The sequence below is a fragment of the Sphingomonas sp. P3_C5 genome (genome assembly GCF_056402635.1).
Genome location: NZ_JBFUHA010000001.1, coordinates 1,069,837 through 1,084,727 on the forward strand (window position 1 = coordinate 1,069,837; position 14,891 = coordinate 1,084,727).

A 14,891-nucleotide genomic window follows, 5' to 3' on the forward strand; every position below is an offset into this window, starting at 1 on the left:
GCGTTGGTCCTAACTGGCGATCGCGGTCACGCCGCGAGGCCGTACATTTCTCAGTTCGGCCGGCAGGCTGAACTCGATATTTTCCTCGACACCGTCGAGCTGCGACACCTCGATCGGCCGCAGCCGGGCGAGTGCCGCGATCACATCCTCGACCAGCTCGTCGGGGGCAGAGGCGCCAGCGGTGATGCCGACGGCCGATACACCCTCCAGCCAGCCAGCGTCCACCCCGGAGCCGTCAGCGATGAGATAGCTCGGCACGCCCATCTCGACGCCGATCTCGCGCAGCCGGTTGGAATTGGAGCTGTTCTCGGCGCCGACCACGATCAGCAACTCGCTGACCCGGGCCAGATCGCGCACCGCGGTCTGGCGATTCTGGGTGGCGTAGCAGATTTCCGAGACGTCGGGTCCCTCGACATCGCTGAACCGCGCGTTGAGCGCAGCGATCACGCTGCGCGTATCGTCGACGCTGAGCGTGGTCTGGGTGACATAGGCGACCGGGGTGTCGGTCGGGAGGGGGAGGGCTTCCACCTCGGCCGCGGTCGAGACGAGATGGATCGGTGCGTCGATCTGGCCCATGGTGCCGACCACTTCGGCATGGCCGGCATGGCCGATCAGGATCAGCGTGCGGCCCGCTCTGGCATAGCGGCGCCCCTGGACATGCACCTTGGTGACGAGCGGGCAGGTGGCGTCGAGCACGGGCAGATCGCGGAGCCGCGCGTCGTCCTGCACTGAGCGGGCGACGCCATGTGCGCTGAAGATCGTCGGCGAACCGGCCGGGATTTCGGACAGATCCTCGACGAAAATCGCACCCTTGGCCTTGAGCTTGTCGACGACATGCCGGTTATGGACGATCTCGTGCCGCACATAGACGGGCGCCCCGTGGAGATCGAGCGCGCGCTCGACAATGTCGATCGCCCGCACCACGCCGGCGCAGAAACCGCGCGGTTTGGCCAGGATTATACGCAGCGTCTCAGTGTTTTCGGCGGTCATCAATCCGAGCCCAGCCCCTATTTCCGGTTTACGTAGCCGCCCCACGGATCGGCGATGTGGTTTCGCCGTTAGCGTTCAGATAGCGACGTGTATGCCGATACAAAAGGGCCAAATTGCGCCCAGTTTCGTTCAGGTTGGGGCCTGTATCATGCGCGACACAGGTGAGGGTGGATTTCACACGACCGCGCCGGTAGATGACGGCGCGGGGAATATTGGAGCCTTTTTGTATGCGTAACATCATTCCCATAGCCCTTGTCGCAGCGCTCGTCGCGCCTGTGCCGGCGGCTTTCGCCCAGGCCAGCGACGCGGCGCGCGCGCCTGTTCAGTCGCTGTGCGATGGCCTGATCACCATCATGAAAGGCGGCAAGGCAATGGGCCCGCGCGGCCGTGCGGCTGCGATCGGTCCGGTGGTTGACCGCGCCTATGACGTGCCGCTGATGACCCGGCTGACGATCGGCGCAAGCTGGAACACCATCGCGCCGGCCGACCAGACCGCGCTCGTCGCCGCCTTCCGCCGCATGATCATCGGCCAATATGCCACCAATTTCGATTCTTTCTCCGGCGAGAAATTCACCATCGATCCCAAGGTGGAGTCGCGCGGCACGGACAGTCTCGTCCGCACGACGCTGATCATCCCCCATGATCAGCCGGTCTCGATCGCCTATCGCCTGCGCGCGAGCGGCGGGAGCTGGAAGATCGTCGATGTGTTCTATCGCAATTCGATCAGCCAGCTTGCCACGCGCCGGTCGGACTTTTCGCGGGTCCTGGCGACCGGCGGTGCCAAGGCTTTGATCCGCCACCTCGATGCGCTCGCTGCCAAGGCCGACAATTGAGCCTCGGCCTCGTCCTGCCGACCATCGCGCTGCTCGGCGCGACTCCGGAAAAAGCTGAAAGCGTCGTCGCAGTCGCGCCGGCTGCGCAGGTACAGTCGCAAACCGATCAGCAGGCCACGCCGCCTGCACCGCCCGCGTCCGCCGATCAGCCGGCCGCGCCTGCGATCGCGCTCGACCCTTTGGTCGATCCCGCCGCCGAGGCTGCTGTGCCGGACGGGACCGCGTCGCCCATGGTCAACGCCACCGTCGTCGGCCATGCGCATGGCGACCCGCTCGAGGGCCTCAATCGCCACTTGTTCGCCGGCTTTCAATTTGCCGACCGCACCTTCATCCGCCCGGTCGCGATGGGTTACCGCCATGTCGTGCCCAAGCCGGTGCGCTCCGGCCTGCGCAACTTCTTCAGCAATCTCGGCGAGCCGATCGTGTTCCTGAACGATCTGCTCCAGCTCAAGCCGGGCAGGGCGTTCAAGACCTTCGAGCGCTTCGTCATCAACAGCACGCTCGGTGTCGGCGGGCTGATCGATGTTGCCAAATCGCGCAACATCGGGCTCCCGCACCACGACAATGGCTTTGGCAACACCCTTGGCTATTATGGTGTCGGCCCTGGCCCCTATCTCTTCCTGCCGATCATCGGGCCAACGACGCTCCGGGACCTGCTCGCCGGTCAGGGCGACGATTTCGTCCTCCCGGTTGCGATCGGCAATCCGTTCGATCGTCTCGAATATCAGATACCAAGGGGCGTGATCAGCGGCATCGATGATCGCGCTGAATCGGATGCGGATTTCAAGGCATTGCTCGACAGCGCGGTCGATCCCTATGCCACGCTGCGCTCGGTCTATCTGCAGAACCGCGCAGCCGAGATCCAGGCGCTGCACAGCCGGTCGGCAAAGGCCGATACCACGACTGACCCGCTCGACGATCCGCTGGGCGATCCAGCCGCCCGACAGGCGAGTCCACTCGACGATCCACTGAGCGATCCGGCCTCACCGAGCGACACCGCGCCCAAGGCCGCGCCGGTCCCTGCCAAGCCCTAGGCGGCGTGCGTTGCGCCCGGCTGCGTGCGAGTTCGAGCCGCATTCTGCTATGCTTCCCCCAGCGGAGGCTGGGCCCAGTTGTGCCTGTTTTCGCGGCGACCCGCACGGCTGTTGGATAATTTCGGTAGACTGCATGGCGGATGGCCCACCACCGTGACGGGCGGCCGCAATAGTGAAGTGTGTACTTTACTATTGCGGTTCAAACTGAGGCGGGATACTCTAAGCGGTAGGTAGTTCGCCTTTGTCCTTCGCCTTCAATGGCGGCCCTAGCAAAGCCGGCTCGAACACCAGGGCGCAGATCAGGGTCCAGGCCAGCGAGATCATCAGGATCTTGCCCATGCTCGCCGTGCCTGGATGGTCGGACAACCACAGGCTGCCGAATGCAGTCCCCGTTGCCAGCGCGCTGAACAGCACCGCGCGCGCGAGGCTCGACTGGAGCAGGTCGGTCGCGCCGCCACGCCACGCCATCACGAAATAGATATGGAAGGCGACGCCGACGCCGAACAGCAACGGAAAGGCGATGATGTTGGCGAAATTGATCGGCTGCCCGATGATGACACAGGTGGCGAGCGTCAGGAAGATCGACAGCACCACCGGCGCCAGGGTGAAGGCCACTTCCCGCACGTTGCGTAGCACCAGGAAAAGCAGCAGGCTGACAAGCAGGAAGGCAATCACCCCGGCCTGGACAAAGGCGCCGGCGACTGTCGAGGCTGCCGCCTGGGTCGCGACCGGCAAGCCTGATATGGCCGGCGTCACCGTCGCCACCGCCGTCCGGAAGCGCTTGATCACCTGATTGTCATTGCCATCGCCCTTCGGAAAGACCTGCAGCCGGGCATGGCCATCGGGCGCGATCCAGTCGCGAACCAGGTCTGGCGGCAGCGTCTCTCGCGTTACCGGCTCGGCCTGGAGCGTGGCGCGGATCTGATCGAGCATCACCGCCAGCGGCTGGGCGAGCATGGCATTTACCGACGCGCGCCGTTCGGGCGTCGACGACGCGAGCTTCTCGAACACGGCGGCGAGTCGCCGCGCGTCAGCTGCGCCCTTGCCTGTGTCGGCACCTGCGATGGAGGTTAGCCGCCCGGAGACTTGCTGCAACGATGCCACCAGCTCCGCATCGCTAGGAGCAGGCGCCACATCGAGAGGATTGATCGTCAGGTCGAGCAACAGCGACGCGTCCTGGATCAAGGCGAGCTTGGCGGGCTGGTCGTCAGGCACGAAGCTGTCGACCGAGGCCACCTGCTTTACCTCGTGGAGTGCCGACAGCCGCCGGACAAGCCCAGCCGCCGCATCGGGGTTCACCGCGAGCACATCGATCGTGTTCGGCGTCCGGTCCGGGTCGCGGGTCAGGTCAGCCAGAGCCTGCATCGACGGCGCGTCCGGGTCACGCAGGTGGAGCGGATTGAAGTCGAACACCACGACCGGCAGCAGCGCGATGCTCGCCGCCATCGAGAGCGCGAACGCGCGGAGCACATGCTTGCGGTGCTTTTCGAGAAAGCGGTCGGCGGGCTCCAGCTCGGCAAAGCCGACCTCGCGCCGCGGCACGCCCGGCCGAAACAGCAAGATCAGCGCCGGCAACAGCGTGACATTGAGCAGGAGCGCGATCACCATGCCGAGGCCGGCGATCACGCCAAGCTCGGCGATGCCGACATAGGCAGTGGGCAGGAACGCCCCGAAGCCAAGGAACACTGCCCCCGCCGCGAGCAGCAGCGGTGCGCCGAGCGCCGTCGCCGCCGCCTGCAGCGCGGCGAAAGGCTCCAGGCCCGCCGCCCGCTCGGCATTGAAGCGAACCGAGATCTGGATCCCGAAATCGACGCCGAGCCCGACGAAGAGCGGAATGAAGGCGACCGAGATCAGGTTCAGCCGTCCCACCGCAAGCAGCCCGACCGCCGTGGTGACGATCAGCCCGACGACGATCGTGCCGAGGATCGCCGCGACCAGCCGAACCGACCGAGTTGCGAACCACAGCGTCACCAGCATCGCGGCGAACATCACCAGCCCGACCGCGCCGATATTCTCCTGCAGCGTCGCAAACTCCTCATCGGCGAGCGGCACCTCGCCGGTCAGCCGGACGGAGACGCCATGCGCTGAATCGAGCTTGAGCGCGCCGGCGGCCGCATGCACCGCGTCGCTCGCCGCTTCGCCCGGCATCAGCGCACTGTGATCAAGCACTGGCTGAGCAAGGATCAGCCGCCGTTTCGGCGCGCTGAGTGGCCCTGATTTGCTTCCGAACAGCTGCTGCCACGAGAAATAGGTCGGCTTGCCGGCAAGCGAACCCTCAGTCGCCTCGGCCAGCGCTCGGATCGGCTTGTCGATCTGGTCGAGCGTGGTGGACTTCGCCTCCACCCCGTCGAGCATCGCCGAGATCGCGCTATCCACCCCGCGCAGCGAGGGATCGGCGGCGAGCGGCCCGAGCAATGGCTGCGCCTCGATCAGCGATGCGGTCGCCTGGCGCACATCCTCGCGCGATCCGAGCAAAAGGCCTTCCCGCGCGAAATAATCGCCGCCATCGGGCCGCCGGACCAGCCGGAAATGGGTGCGATCGGCTGCCATCCGGGCGGTCAGCTTCGCCGCGGCATCCTCGGCCAGCTCCGGCGTCTTGCCGTCGACCACCACCAGCATCACGTCGCTGAGCTGCGGGAAGGCAGCTTCCATCGCCCGTTCCTGCTTGCGCCAGTCGACATCGGGCGAGATCAGTGCCGCCGTGTCGGTCGTCATGTCGAACCGGTTCATGGCGAACAGGAGCGACAGCGCCGTCAGCACCAGGCACAGCCCAAGCGTCAGCCAGGGCCGCCTTATGCTCGCGGAGACAATCTCGGGAATGGGCGAACGCATGCCGGGGCTCAACGCGCGGCGGGACCCGATGGACCTAGAAAATACCGCATCTTGAGCGTGATCGTCTGCGGCTGGCCGCTGAAATTGAACCGCGCATCGGCCCATTTCGGCGGCCCGAGGCTGATCCGCGCATCGTTGGAAAAGCCGACGCCCTCCTTGGGAATGCCGAACAGCGCGCGATCGACCTTCTTGTTGTGGTTCTCGTCGTGGAAGACCTGAGCCGCATATTGTCCGGGCGGCAGGTTGGCGACCGTCACGGTCACGACGCCGGCGCGGGCCTGCGCGTCGCCGACATAGCTGCAGTCGTCGCCCAGAAACTGCTTCTGCGGGCAGATATCGACATGGACCACGCCCTTGGCATTGCGGACATTGCTGATCTGGACCGTCAGCGTGCCCGTCGGCACCGGCGCCGCGGCGGTGAGGCCGACGGAACCGATCAACAGGGCAAGCGAGGCACGTACAGGCCTAAACAGCATCGCGCTGCACTTCCTCGAAGACGCCGCTTGAGTTGTGGCGGAGAGCCTTGAGCACGGTTTCGACGATGGCATCGGCATCGAGGCCCGCTTCGGCATATTGCGTTTCGGGCTTGTCCTGGTCCTGGAAAGCGTCGGGCAGGCGCATCGTGCGGAGCTTGAGGCCTGCGTCGATGAGGCCAGTGTCGCTCGCAAGCGTCAGGACATGCGCACCAAGACCGCCGACCGAGCCTTCCTCGATCGTGATCGCAACCTCATGGGTGGTCAGCAGCTTGCGGATCAGCTCCTCGTCCAAGGGTTTTGCGAACCTCAGATCGGCAACCGTGGTCGATAGCCCGCGTGCATCGAGCGCATCGGCTGCCTTCAGCGCTTCCCCAAGCCGGGTGCCAAGCGACAGGATCGCAACCTTCTTGCCCTCTCTCACGATCCGGCCCTTGCCGATCTCCAGCCGCTCAGGCGTCGTCGGGAGGGCGACACCGGTGCCGTTGCCACGCGGATAGCGCACCGCGATCGGCCCTGTGTCGTGAAGCGCGGCTGTGTGGGTCATATGGACCAGCTCAGCCTCGTCAGCCGCTGCCATCACCACGAAGTTCGGGAGCGTTGCGAGATAGGTCACGTCGAAGCTGCCGGCATGGGTCGCGCCGTCAGCGCCCACCAGTCCGGCCCGGTCGATCGCGAACCTGACCGGCAGGTTCTGGATCGCGACATCGTGCACGACCTGGTCATAGGCCCGCTGCAGGAAAGTCGAATAGATCGCACAGAACGGCCGCATCCCCTGCGCGGCAAGGCCTGCCGCAAAGGTGACGGCATGCTGCTCGGCAATGCCGACATCGAAGAAGCGCTCAGGGTAGGCGGATGCGAACTTGTCGAGGCCAGTGCCTGACGGCATCGCCGCCGTGATCGCGCAGATCGTCGGGTCGTTTGCGGCTTCAGCCACCAGCTGGGCGCCGAACACATTCTGATATTGCGGCGGGCCCGGCGGCGCCTTGCTCTGCACGCCGGTGATCACATCGAACTTCTGCACGCCGTGATATTTGTCGGCCGCAGCCTCGGCAGGCGCATAGCCCTTGCCCTTCTTGGTCACGACATGAACGAGGATCGGGCCTTCCTCCGCATCGCGGACATTCTCGAGCACCGGGATCAGCTGCTCCAGATTATGTCCGTCGATCGGCCCCACATAATAAAAGCCGAGCTCCTCGAACAAGGTGCCGCCCATTGCCATGCCGCGGGCGAACTCGTCGGTCTTCCTCGCCGCGGAGTGCAGCGGCCGCGGCAGCTTCTTCGCCAGCCGGCGCGCCAGATCGCGCAGACCCAGAAACTCACGGCTCGACACGATCCGCGACAGATAAGCCGACAGACTCCCGACCGGCGGCGCGATCGACATGTCATTGTCGTTGAGGATCACCACCAGCCGATTGCCGGCGGCTTCCGCATTGTTCATCGCCTCATAGGCCATGCCAGCCGACATCGCCCCGTCGCCGATCACTGCGATCGCTTTGCCCGGCTTGCCTGCGATCTTGTTGGCAACCGCAAAGCCAAGGGCTGCCGAAATCGAGGTCGAGCTGTGCGCCGCCCCGAAGGGATCATATTCGCTCTCGCTCCGCTTGGTGAAGCCCGAAAGCCCACCGCCGGTACGAAGCGTGCGGATCCGGTCGCGCCGGCCGGTCAATATCTTGTGCGGATAGCATTGGTGCCCGACGTCCCACACCAGCCGGTCAGCCGGCGTGTCGAACACATAATGGATCGCCGTCGTCAGCTCGACCACGCCAAGACCCGACCCGAGATGACCACCCGTCACCCCGACCGCCGCAATCGTCTCGGCGCGCAACTCGTCTGCCAGCTGCCGCAAATCGCCCGCCGCAAGCGCGCGCAAATCCGCAGGCACATGCACTGTGTCGAGCAATGGTGTCTTCAAATCGAGGTTCATAAAAACTGAAATCTCCTCGCGGCCTTCTAGCCGATGCCGATTCAGACGCAACTCGACGCATGCGCCGGCGCGTCCTCACCCGCGCTCAAGACAGGCGATATCGGGACATCTCGGCTTTTTGGTGTCAGCTATCCGGCGCTCAGCCGGCGGCGCGCTCCGCCAGGCGGCGCTGCACCGCCCGGGCTCCGCCGACGAGGCGGGACATGATGAGATCGTCGATGCCCGCATAGCCGAGCCCAAGATGGTCGGGCCGCACCGCAATCGCATCGCCCAGGTCGAGCTGGCCGGTACGCAGGCCGATCCGCCCGATTCGCGCCCAGCGCCGCGCCGTTTCCCAACGGATCAGGTTGAGGCTGTCCGGATCTGGCGCGTGCGTCGCGATGAAATCCTCCTGCAGCGTGATCAGCGCTTCGCCAAGCTGCTGGAAAGTCGCGCGATTCGGCACCTGCTTCTGCCCCATCACATAGCGCACGACCAACTCTGCGATAGCGCGCGCCTCGTCGCCGAGCGCATCGGCATAGCAGGCCGCCAGCACATCGATTCCGCGCGCCGTCATCGCATCGACATGGCGCTGCGAAATGCCACCACTTCGGCGGCGATAGGTCATCAGCTCATCGTCGATCCGCGCAATGGCGCCGAACCGGGCGATGCGGTGATAAAGGTCGAAATCCTCGGCATAGACCATCTCGGGCCGCTGGAACGGATCGAGCTGCCGCGCGACATCGCCCCGTATCATCACCGACGACCAGACCAGTGGGTTCTCGATCCGCAGCAGCCATTCGATCAGCATCGGCGTCGAGACCGGCGCCAGCGATCCCGGCCGCACAACGCCATCCTCGAGGATCGAGGCGGCCGTGCCGACCAGCACGGTCCCCGGATCTCCGTCGAGCCAGGCGACCTGGCGCGCGAAGCGATCGGGGTGGCAAAGATCGTCATGGTCGAGCGCGGCGATATAGCGCCCGCGCGCCTCGGCGACGGCGCGGTTGCGGGCGGCGACAACGCCCTGGTTTGTGGGCAGCGAGACGAGCTTGATCCGCGCATCGCCAAAGCCGCGTACGACGGCGCGCGTATCGTCAGTCGAACAATCATCGACGATGATCACCTCGAAATCGCCGAAACGCTGCGCCTGCAGGCTGCGCAGCGTCTCGCCGATCAGGTCGGCGCCATTATACACCGCCATGATCACACTGATCGCGGGCGCGCTCATGCCGCGGCCCGCCTGGCGCTGTCGAAGGTCTGGCCCGGGATCATCGCACCTTTATTGCGACCCCCTGCCTAAAAAGCCGTTACGCAGCCCTTCCGATTGTCGCCTCCCGTACCTATTAATCGATTGCGGACAACAGGGAGACGCGGCGTGGCGATTGAGTTCCTCCTGAACGGAACGACCACGTCGTTCGATGGCGATCCCGACACGCCCTTGCTCTGGGTGCTGCGCGATCATCTGAAACTGACCGGCACCAAATATGGCTGCGGCATCGCTCAGTGCGGCGCCTGCACCGTCCATCTCGACGGCAAGAACCGCCGCTCCTGCGTGACGCCCGTCGGCACGATCGCGGGCAGGAAAGTCACCACGATCGAAGGCGTCGCCGGCAAGACCGCGGAAGCCGTGAAAACCGCCTGGGTCGCGATCGACGTGCCGCAATGCGGTTTCTGCCAGTCCGGGCAGGTGATGTCGGCGATCAGCCTGCTTTCCGCAAAGCCGAAGCCGAGCGACGACGATATCGATCACGGCATGGCCGGCAATCTCTGCCGCTGCGCGACCTATGTCCGCATCCGCCAGGCAATTCACGATGCCGCCAAGACGCTGGAGAAAACGGCATGACCGCGATCGCCAGCCGCCGCGAATTCCTCGCATCCTCCGGGCTCGTCATCGGCCTCGCGCTACCGATGGGCCGCGCCGTAGCCGCCGCCGCGCCGGCCGAGGGCGCGCCCTTCGCCCCCAACGCCTTTGTCCGGATCGCCGCCGACAACACAGTCACTGTGGTCATCAAGCATGTCGAATTCGGCCAGGGCCCGGCGACTGGTCTCAGCACGATCGTCGCCGATGAGCTCGATGCTGACTGGGCGCAGATGCGGATCGCCTTCGCCCCCGCCAACGATCCGCTCTACAAGAACCTGATGTTCGGCACGATGGGCACTGGCGGCTCGACGGCGATCGCCAACAGCTGGATGCAGATGCGCAACGCCGGCGCGGCGGCACGCGCAATGCTGGTCGAGGCAGCCGCGAAGCGCTGGAAGGTGCCCGCCGCCGAGGTGAAGGTGTCGAAAGGCGTGGTCAGCCATGGCCGCAACAAGGCCAGCTTCGGCGAGCTCGCAGCCGATGCGGCCCTGCTTCCGGTGCCGGAAAAGCCGGTGCTCAAGACGCCCGACCAGTTCACGCTGATCGGCACAGACGTGCCCAAGATCGACAGCGTCGCGAAATCGAACGGCACCGCTGTCTTCACCATGGATGTCTCGCGGCCGAACATGGTCAATGCGGCGATCCTCCACCCGCCGGCGTTCGGCGGCACGGTCAAGTCAGTGGACAAGCAGGCGGCGCTGGCGGTGCCCGGCGTCGTTGCTGTCGAGGCGATTCCGTCAGGCGTCGTGGTCTATGCCAAGGATACATTCGCGGCGATGCGCGGCCGGGCGGCGCTGAAGGTAGAATGGGATCTCGCCAAGGCCGAGACGCGCTCGAGCGACGATCTGATCAAGGCCTACAAGGCCGCCGCCGCCACCCCCGGCAAGCAGGCCGAGGCCAAGGGCGATGCGGCCGGCGCGCTGGCCGGCGCGGCTAAGACGATCGAGGCGACCTATGTCTTCCCCTTCCTCGCCCATGCGCCGATGGAGCCGATGGATGCGGTGATCGAGCTGAGTGGCGGGAAGGCCGATGTCTGGATGGGCAGCCAGTTCCAGGTCGGCGATACGCGCGCCATAGCCAAGGCGCTCGGCATCCCCTTCGAGAGCATGACGCTCCACGAACAATATGCTGGCGGCTCGTTTGGCAGGCGCGCCACGCCCGATCAGGATTTCGCGACCGAGGCGGGGTTTGCCGCAAAGGCCCACCCCCAGGCACCGGTCAAGTTCGTCTGGACCCGCGAGAATGACATCAGGGGCGGCCGCTATCGCCCGCTGGTGGTGCATCAGCTCAAGGGCGGAATCGACGCGAAGGGCGACATTATCGGCTGGGACCAGGTGGTCGCGGCACAATCCTTCTTCGCCAACACGCCGATGGCTGCGATGGGGATCAAGGACGGCATCGACGATTCGATCGTCGAAGGCGCCGCCGGCAGCAGCTATGCCTGGCCCAATTGCCGGATCGGCTGCCATGTCATGGAAAATGGCGTGCCGACGCTCTGGTGGCGTTCGGTCGGCAACACCCATACGGCCTATGCGGTCGAGACCTTCATGGACGAATTGCTCGCGCTTGGCGGCAAGGATGCGGTCAAGGGCAGGCTCGCGCTGATGAAGGAGGATCGCGCCAAGGGCGTGCTGACCCGCGTCGCCGAACTGGCCGATTGGGGCAGGAAGCCCGCCGAGGGCCGCGCCTTCGGCGTGGCGATGCACAAGAGTTTCGGCAGCTATGTCGCCCAGGTTGCCGAAGTATCGAAGGGCGCTGACGGCTTGCCGAAGGTCCATAAGGTCTGGGTCGCGGTCGATTGCGGCATCGCGGTCAATCCCAATGTCATCCGCGCCCAGATGGAAGGCGGGATCGGCTATGGCCTCGGCCACGCCCTTTATGCCGAGCTGGTGCTGGGCGAGGGCGGCCGCATCGCGCAGGGCAATTTCGACACCTATCGCAGCCTGCGGATCGGCGAGATGCCGGAGGTCGAGGTCGCGATCATCAAATCGAGCGCGAACCCAACCGGCGTCGGCGAGCCCGGCCTGCCGCCGCTCGCCCCCGCTGTCGCCAATGCCTGGCGCGCCCTCACCGGCAAGGCGGTCCGCCGATTGCCCTTCGCGCATGGAGAGAACGCATGATCGCGCCCCGCACAATTGCGCTCGCGGTCGCCGCGCTCGCCTTGCCGATCGCCGTGCTCGCGGCGAATACCGATCCGGCCCCGCTCAAATCGCCGGCCGCTTTCGCCTCGATCGCCGACAAGGATGCGCGCTCGGTCGCCTTGTTCAACGAGATGGGCAAGGTCATCCAGAGCCCGCGCTGCATCAACTGTCACCCGCGCGGCGATCATCCGCTCCAGGGTGACGACATGCACGTGCACAGCCCGCCGGTCGAGCGCGGGCCGTATAATTTCGGTGCGACCGGAATGGAGTGCACCACCTGCCACGGCCGCGAGAATGTGGCCTTCGCCAATGGCGAGCGCAGCATTCCCGGCAACCGCAAATGGAGCCTCGCACCGGCGGCAATGGCATGGGAGGGCAAGACGCTCGGCGAGATCTGTACCCAGATCAAGGATCCGGCGCGCAACGGCCACAAGACGCTCGATCAGCTGGTCGAGCACAACACGAGCGACGTGCTCGTCGGCTGGGGCTGGCATCCGGGCAAGGGCCGCACACCCGCGCCAGGCACCCAGGCGCAGTTCGGCGCGCTGACCAGGGCATGGGTGGATAGCGGGGCGAAGTGCCCGGCATGAGTCGGGACTTCGAGACGATCCGGCTCGAGACTGACGCGGACGGGATCGCCACCCTCACGCTCGACCGGCCGGACAAGCTCAACGCCTTCAACAAGGCGATGCTTGCTGACATGGTCGCTGCCTTCGATGCGACGGACGCCGATGATTCGGTGCGCGCCGTCATCGTCACCGGGAATGGCCGCGCCTTTTGCGCCGGCGCCGATCTCGCGGGCGCCGGCGGAGCCACCTTCGATTACGCGAAGAGCAAGAAATGGGATGGCGCCGAGTCGCCGATCCGCGCTGACGGCAGCGTCGACTATGCGAACCCGGCGGTGCGCGATGGCGGCGGCATCCTCTCATTGCGCATCTTCGCCTCGAAGAAGCCGGTGATCGGCGCCATCAACGGCGCTGCGGTCGGCGTCGGCGCGACCATGACCCTGCCGATGGATTTTCGGCTGGCGAGCGACTCAGCGCGATTCGGATTCGTCTTCGCTCGGCGCGGGATCGTGCCCGAGGCCGCCTCGAGCTGGTTCCTGCCCCGGCTTGTCGGCATCGAGCAGGCGCTGCTCTGGTGCTATTCGGGCCGTATCTTCGAGGCAGAAGAGGCGCTGAAGGGCCGCCTCGTCCGTAGCCTGCACGCGGCCGACGATCTCCTCCCCGCAGCGCGTGCCCTCGCGCTGGAGCTGACGGCGGAGAGCGCGCCGGTCTCGGTTTCGCTGATGCGCAAGATGCTCTGGACTGGCCTCGGCGCCACCCATCCAATGGAGGCCCACCGAATCGAGAGCCGCGCCATCTGGTCGCGCGGTGCAAGCGACGATGCGCGCGAGGGTGTTGCATCGTTCCTCGAAAAGCGCCCCGCGCACTTCCCGGATAGCGTCTCGCAAGGCTGGCCCGCCTTCGCTAACTGGTTCGAAGAGCCCGATTATCGCTGAGCCCTGTCATTAATATTAGCGCCCGACTCACACTTTCCGGCGAATTCGAGACCTTGACACAAGGCCGCTGGCGCTCAATGGTAGCGCTATCAATAGCGAAATTGAGCGGAGTGGGATGAAGGAAGGGAGCTTCAGGGCGGCGGACGCTTTGCCGGCGGATTGGCGTGAGGGACGATTCGTTGGCAGAATCGCCGGCAGCGAGGGCCCGACGCCCGTGCTGATCGCCGGTGGCGTGGTTTACGACATGGCGAAAGTGGCCCCTACAGTCTCAGCGCTTGTCGAGGCTCGCGCGCTCGATGACAACGCAGGCCAAGCGCTTGGCGCGCTCGACGAACTCGACATCAGCGTCGGAGGCGATTCGCAGTTCCAGCTGCTGAGCCCGATCGATCTGCAATGCGTCAAGGCGGCCGGCGTCACCTTCGCGGTCTCGGCGCTTGAGCGCGTGATCGAGGAAAAGGCACGCGGCGATGCAGGGGCCGCAGCCGAAGTGCGCGGCCGCCTCGAAGGCATTATCGGCGGCAGTCTGCGCGCAGTCGTGCCGGGTTCGGACGAGGCGGCGGCGCTCAAGGCGACTCTGATCGAAGACGGCATGTGGTCGCAATATCTCGAAGTGGCGATCGGCCCCGATGCCGAGGTCTTCACCAAATCGCCGGTGCTTTCCACGATCGGCTGGGGCGGCGACATCGGCGTCCGCTCCGATTCGACCTGGAACAATCCTGAGCCCGAAGTCGTCATCCTCGCCGATTCGGCCGGCAAATCCGTCGGCGCGACGCTCGGCAACGACGTCAATCTGCGCGATTTCGAAGGGCGCTCGGCGCTGCTGCTCGGCAAGGCGAAGGACAATAACGCCTCCTGCGCGATCGGGCCGTTCATCCGCCTGTTCGACGACAGCTTCAGCATGGACGATGTCCGCAACGCCGAAGTCGAGCTGCTGATCGAAGGCGCTGACGGCTACCGCCTGACCGGTGCCAGCTCGATGAACCAGATCAGCCGCGACCCGGAGGATCTGCTCCGCCACACGATAAGCGAGCATCAATATCCCGACGGGTTCGTGCTGTTCCTCGGCACCCTGTTCGCGCCGACCCAGGACCGTGATGTTCCCGGGCACGGCTTCACCCACAAGGTTGGGGACGTGGTCACGATCGCGGCACCGCGAATCGGCCGGCTGGTCAACCGTGTCACCACATCGAAGGCAGCGCCGCCCTGGCAGTTCGGGATCGGCGATCTGATGCGTAATCTCGCTGGCCGAGGGTTGTTGGGCCGTCCGTCATGATCGAAGATATTTATTTGGAGAGAGAACCGGTGTTGCAGGCAAAAGTC

Annotated in this window: 12 protein-coding genes; 7 read left to right on the forward strand and 5 right to left on the reverse strand. The window is 65.6% G+C overall.

Annotation, left to right across the window (positions count from 1 at the left end; all coding sequences use genetic code 11):
- Window positions 1-9: 9 nt before the first annotated feature.
- Complete coding sequence (gene ispH, locus AC1DVS_RS05140; RefSeq protein ID WP_478020817.1) at window positions 10-990, reverse strand: 4-hydroxy-3-methylbut-2-enyl diphosphate reductase; 981 nt, start codon at window positions 988-990, stop codon at window positions 10-12.
- 227 nt (window positions 991-1,217) lie between these two features.
- Between ispH and AC1DVS_RS05145 the strand changes: the two genes are divergently transcribed.
- Together AC1DVS_RS05145 and AC1DVS_RS05150 are read left to right on the forward strand one after the other, a co-directional pair.
- Complete coding sequence (locus AC1DVS_RS05145; RefSeq protein ID WP_478020819.1) at window positions 1,218-1,823, forward strand: ABC transporter substrate-binding protein; 606 nt, start codon at window positions 1,218-1,220, stop codon at window positions 1,821-1,823.
- Window positions 1,820-2,857 carry an MlaA family lipoprotein gene (locus tag AC1DVS_RS05150; RefSeq protein WP_478020821.1) on the forward strand — a complete coding sequence of 346 codons (1,038 nt, stop codon included), beginning with the start codon at window positions 1,820-1,822 and terminating at the stop codon, window positions 2,855-2,857. Before AC1DVS_RS05145 ends, AC1DVS_RS05150 begins: the two co-directional genes overlap by 4 nt.
- Before the next feature lie 219 nt (window positions 2,858-3,076).
- On the opposite strand, the gene hpnN is transcribed toward AC1DVS_RS05150, so the two are convergent.
- The 4 genes from hpnN to AC1DVS_RS05170 all read right to left on the reverse strand — a co-directional run bounded on the left by hpnN (window position 3,077) and on the right by AC1DVS_RS05170 (window position 9,296).
- Complete coding sequence (hpnN, locus tag AC1DVS_RS05155; protein WP_478020823.1) at window positions 3,077-5,689, reverse strand: hopanoid transporter HpnN; 2,613 nt, start codon at window positions 5,687-5,689, stop codon at window positions 3,077-3,079.
- Between the two features lie 8 nt (window positions 5,690-5,697).
- Window positions 5,698-6,165, reverse strand: a complete 468-nt coding sequence (locus AC1DVS_RS05160; protein ID WP_478020825.1) for a DUF2141 domain-containing protein — start codon at window positions 6,163-6,165, stop codon at window positions 5,698-5,700.
- On the reverse strand, window positions 6,155-8,089 hold the full coding sequence (gene dxs, locus AC1DVS_RS05165) for a 1-deoxy-D-xylulose-5-phosphate synthase (protein ID WP_478020826.1): 1,935 nt from the start codon (window positions 8,087-8,089) through the stop codon (window positions 6,155-6,157). Before dxs ends, AC1DVS_RS05160 begins: the two co-directional genes overlap by 11 nt.
- Window positions 8,090-8,228: 139 nt before the next feature.
- Window positions 8,229-9,296 carry a glycosyltransferase family 2 protein gene (locus AC1DVS_RS05170; RefSeq protein WP_478020828.1) on the reverse strand — a complete coding sequence of 356 codons (1,068 nt, stop codon included), beginning with the start codon at window positions 9,294-9,296 and terminating at the stop codon, window positions 8,229-8,231.
- A 147-nt stretch (window positions 9,297-9,443) separates the two neighbouring features.
- Here AC1DVS_RS05170 and AC1DVS_RS05175 point away from each other — a divergent pair, with 147 nt between their 5' ends.
- From AC1DVS_RS05175 to AC1DVS_RS05195, 5 genes are all read left to right on the forward strand, one after another.
- Window positions 9,444-9,911, forward strand: a complete 468-nt coding sequence (locus AC1DVS_RS05175) for a (2Fe-2S)-binding protein (RefSeq protein ID WP_478020829.1) — start codon at window positions 9,444-9,446, stop codon at window positions 9,909-9,911.
- Window positions 9,908-12,049, forward strand: coding sequence for a xanthine dehydrogenase family protein molybdopterin-binding subunit (locus tag AC1DVS_RS05180; RefSeq protein ID WP_478020831.1), 2,142 nt, complete (start codon window positions 9,908-9,910; stop codon window positions 12,047-12,049). The genes AC1DVS_RS05175 and AC1DVS_RS05180 overlap by 4 nt, the downstream gene beginning before the upstream one ends.
- The gene (locus AC1DVS_RS05185; protein WP_478020832.1) at window positions 12,046-12,660 is read left to right on the forward strand and encodes an Isoquinoline 1-oxidoreductase subunit; all 615 of its coding nucleotides are present in this window, start codon (window positions 12,046-12,048) and stop codon (window positions 12,658-12,660) included. Before AC1DVS_RS05180 ends, AC1DVS_RS05185 begins: the two co-directional genes overlap by 4 nt.
- Window positions 12,657-13,571, forward strand: a complete 915-nt coding sequence (locus tag AC1DVS_RS05190; RefSeq protein ID WP_478020834.1) for an enoyl-CoA hydratase-related protein — start codon at window positions 12,657-12,659, stop codon at window positions 13,569-13,571. The genes AC1DVS_RS05185 and AC1DVS_RS05190 overlap by 4 nt, the downstream gene beginning before the upstream one ends.
- A 115-nt stretch (window positions 13,572-13,686) precedes the next feature.
- Window positions 13,687-14,844: a fumarylacetoacetate hydrolase family protein gene (locus tag AC1DVS_RS05195; protein WP_478020836.1), complete on the forward strand. Its 1,158-nt coding sequence runs from the start codon at window positions 13,687-13,689 to the stop codon at window positions 14,842-14,844.
- Window positions 14,845-14,891: the final 47 nt, after the last annotated feature.

Excerpts from the sequence above, each read along its gene's own strand:
- ispH (WP_478020817.1), bottom strand. The coding sequence starts at position 990 with ATGACCGCCGAAAACACTGAGACGCTGCGTATAATCCTGGCCAAACCG.
- AC1DVS_RS05145 (WP_478020819.1), top strand. The coding sequence starts at position 1,218 with ATGCGTAACATCATTCCCATAGCCCTTGTCGCAGCGCTCGTCGCGCCT.
- hpnN (WP_478020823.1), bottom strand. The coding sequence starts at position 5,689 with ATGCGTTCGCCCATTCCCGAGATTGTCTCCGCGAGCATAAGGCGGCCC.
- AC1DVS_RS05160 (WP_478020825.1), bottom strand. The coding sequence starts at position 6,165 with ATGCTGTTTAGGCCTGTACGTGCCTCGCTTGCCCTGTTGATCGGTTCC.
- dxs (WP_478020826.1), bottom strand. The coding sequence starts at position 8,089 with ATGAACCTCGATTTGAAGACACCATTGCTCGACACAGTGCATGTGCCT.
- AC1DVS_RS05170 (WP_478020828.1), bottom strand. The coding sequence starts at position 9,296 with ATGAGCGCGCCCGCGATCAGTGTGATCATGGCGGTGTATAATGGCGCC.
- AC1DVS_RS05180 (WP_478020831.1), top strand. The coding sequence starts at position 9,908 with ATGACCGCGATCGCCAGCCGCCGCGAATTCCTCGCATCCTCCGGGCTC.
- AC1DVS_RS05185 (WP_478020832.1), top strand. The coding sequence starts at position 12,046 with ATGATCGCGCCCCGCACAATTGCGCTCGCGGTCGCCGCGCTCGCCTTG.
- AC1DVS_RS05190 (WP_478020834.1), top strand. The coding sequence starts at position 12,657 with ATGAGTCGGGACTTCGAGACGATCCGGCTCGAGACTGACGCGGACGGG.
- AC1DVS_RS05195 (WP_478020836.1), top strand. The coding sequence starts at position 13,687 with ATGAAGGAAGGGAGCTTCAGGGCGGCGGACGCTTTGCCGGCGGATTGG.